Below are 2,685 nucleotides of genomic sequence, written 5' to 3'. Positions count from 1 at the left end.
GACCACCTCGTCGGCTTCTTCATCAACACCCTCGTCCTGCGCACCGACACCAGCGGCAACCCCACCTTCCGCGAACTCCTCAACCGCACCCGCACCACCAACCTCACCGCCTACGCACACCAAGACCTCCCCTTCGAACGCCTCGTAGAAGCCCTCAACCCCGAGCGCTCCCTCACCCGCCACCCCCTCGTCCAAACCATGTTCACCCTCCAGAACGCCCCCGGTGGGCGCCTGGAGCTGCCCGGCATCGACGCCCGTCTGGAACCGTCCGGCCTCAGCGCGGCGAAGTTCGACCTGTCGATCGAGGTGGGCGAGCGGCCCGGAGACGGCGATACGCCTGACGCGTTCGAGGGTGTCGTCCACTACAGCGTCGATCTGTTCGACCGGGCGACGGTCGAGACCCTGATGGCCCGCTGGACGCGGCTGCTCGCGTCGCTCGTGGCCGCGCCCGACCGTCCGCTCGGGGAGATCGACGTCCTGACCGCCGACGAGCGGGACCGGCTGGCTGACTGGAACCACACCCATCACGAGGTCCCTGAGGTCTCCGGCACGCTCCGGGCGAGGTTCGCCGCGCAGGTCGCCCGAACGCCTGAGGCGGTCGCGGTGCACTCGGCAGCGAGCGAGCTGACATACCGCCAGCTGGACGAGCGGGCCAACCGGCTCGCGCACCGGCTCGTGGGGCTCGGCGTCGGCGCGGAGACCTGCGTGGCGATCCTCCAGGAGCGTTCGGCGGACCTCCTCGTGTCGATCCTGGCGGTCATCAAGGCCGGTGGCGCGTACGTGCCGCTCGACCGGCGCTTCCCCGCCTCCCGGCACCAGCTGATCACCGCCGAGACCGGCTGCCGCGTGCTGCTGACCGACGCGGCCTCGTGGGCCGACGGCTTCGCCCATGACGCGGTCACCGTCGTCGTGGACGCCGAAGCGGAGCTGGCCGAGCTGGCGACGCGGCCCGCCACCGACCCCGTTGTCCCAGGGCACCCGTCCAACGCGGCGTACGTGATGTACACCTCCGGTTCGACCGGCACGCCCAAGGGTGTGGTCGTCACGCACCGGGACGTGCTGAGCCTCGTGTACGACCGCTGCTGGGGCGATGGGGTGAGCGACCGGGTCCTGGTGCACTCCCCGCAGGCCTTCGACGCCTCGACATTCGAGCTGTGGGTGCCGTTGCTGTCCGGCGGCCAGGCGATCGTCGCCCCGCCGGGCGAGCTGGACCTCCGGGCGCTGGAGCTGGTCATCACGCGGGAGCGGGTGACCGGCCTGTGGCTGACGGCCGGCCTGTTCCGACTGCTGGCCGAGGAACGGCCCGAGAGCCTGGCCGGCGTACGGGAGGTGTGGACCGGCGGCGACGTCGTTCCCCCCGCTTCCGTACGCCGCGTGCTGGAGGCCGCGCCGGACACGGTCGTGGTCGACGGCTACGGACCGACCGAGACCACCACGTTCGCCACCCACCACAAGGTCGGCGCGGCGGACAGTGTTCCGGCGGCCATGCCGATCGGGCGTCCGCTGGACAACATGCGGGTGCACGTGCTGGACGAGGCACTGCGCCAGGTGCCGCCCGGTGTGCCGGGCGAGCTGTATATCGCCGGGGCCGGGCTGGCGCGCGGCTATGTGAACCGTGCGGGCCTGACCGCCGAACGCTTCGTCGCCGACCCCTACGGGACTGCGGGCGAGCGGATGTACCGCACCGGCGACCTGGTCCGCTGGAACGCCCAGGGCCACCTCGAGTACTTGGGTCGCGGCGACGACCAGGTCAAGCTCCGCGGGTTCCGGATCGAGCTGGGCGAGATCGAGGCCGCGCTGACCGCGCATCCGGGCATCGCCCAGGCGATGGTCCTGGTACGGGAGGACCGGCCGGGCGACAAGCGCCTGACCGCGTACGTCGTCCCCGTGGCCGGGCACGCCGCGCCGCAGACCGCGGAACTGCGTGACCACCTGGACCAGAGCCTGCCCGCGTACATGGTCCCGGCGGTCTTCGTGCCGTTGGACGCGCTGCCGCTGACCCCGAACGGCAAGGTGGACCGCAAGGCGCTGCCCGCGCCCGACTACACCGCTCTCACGACCGGGCGCGAACCCCGTACCCCGGAAGAGAAGCTGCTCGCCGGGCTGTTCGCCGACGTCCTCGGACTGCCGTCCGTGGGTGTGGACGACAGTTTCTTCGACCTGGGCGGCGACAGCATCATCTCCATCCAGCTGGTCAGCCGGGCCCGCAAGGCCGGTCTGGTGTTCACTCCGCGCGATGTGTTCCAGCGCAAGACTGTCGCGGGCCTGGCCAGCGTGGCGATGCCCGCCGACACCGCGGTGGTGGAAGACCCGGACGCGGGCATCGGCGACATCCCGCTCACACCGATCATGCACTGGCTCCGCGAACGCCCCGGGCCGATCGACGGCTCGCACCAGTCGATGCTGGTGCGGTTGCCTGCGGGGCTGGGCGAGGACCGGCTCGCGTCGGCGCTCCAGACCGTTCTGGACCACCACGATGCGCTGCGTGCCCGACTCGTACGTACGGGCAGTGACGTGTGGTCATTGGAGGTCGCCGAGCGCGGCACTGTGCAGGCGCGTGAGTGCGTCCAGCGGGTGGACACCACCGGCCTGGACAGTGACGGGGTGCGGGATGTGCTGGTGCGGGAGGCCGAGGCCGCCCGGAGCAGGCTCGCCCCGGAGGCCGGGGCGATGGTGCAGGCCGTG

The 2,685-nt window shown here is 71.7% G+C and carries 1 protein-coding gene; it reads left to right on the top strand.

Annotated elements, in window-relative coordinates; translation table 11 throughout:
• On the top strand, positions 1-2,685 hold a 2,685-nt coding region (locus tag GCN81_RS16500), incomplete at both ends, for a non-ribosomal peptide synthetase (protein ID WP_156725393.1).

Origin of the sequence: Streptomyces apocyni (genome assembly GCF_009739465.1) — a bacterium.
GTDB classification, from domain to species: domain Bacteria; phylum Actinomycetota; class Actinomycetes; order Streptomycetales; family Streptomycetaceae; genus Streptomyces; species Streptomyces apocyni.
Note: the sequence above shows the minus strand (reverse complement) of the source record. Positions and strands in the feature narration are given on the sequence as shown.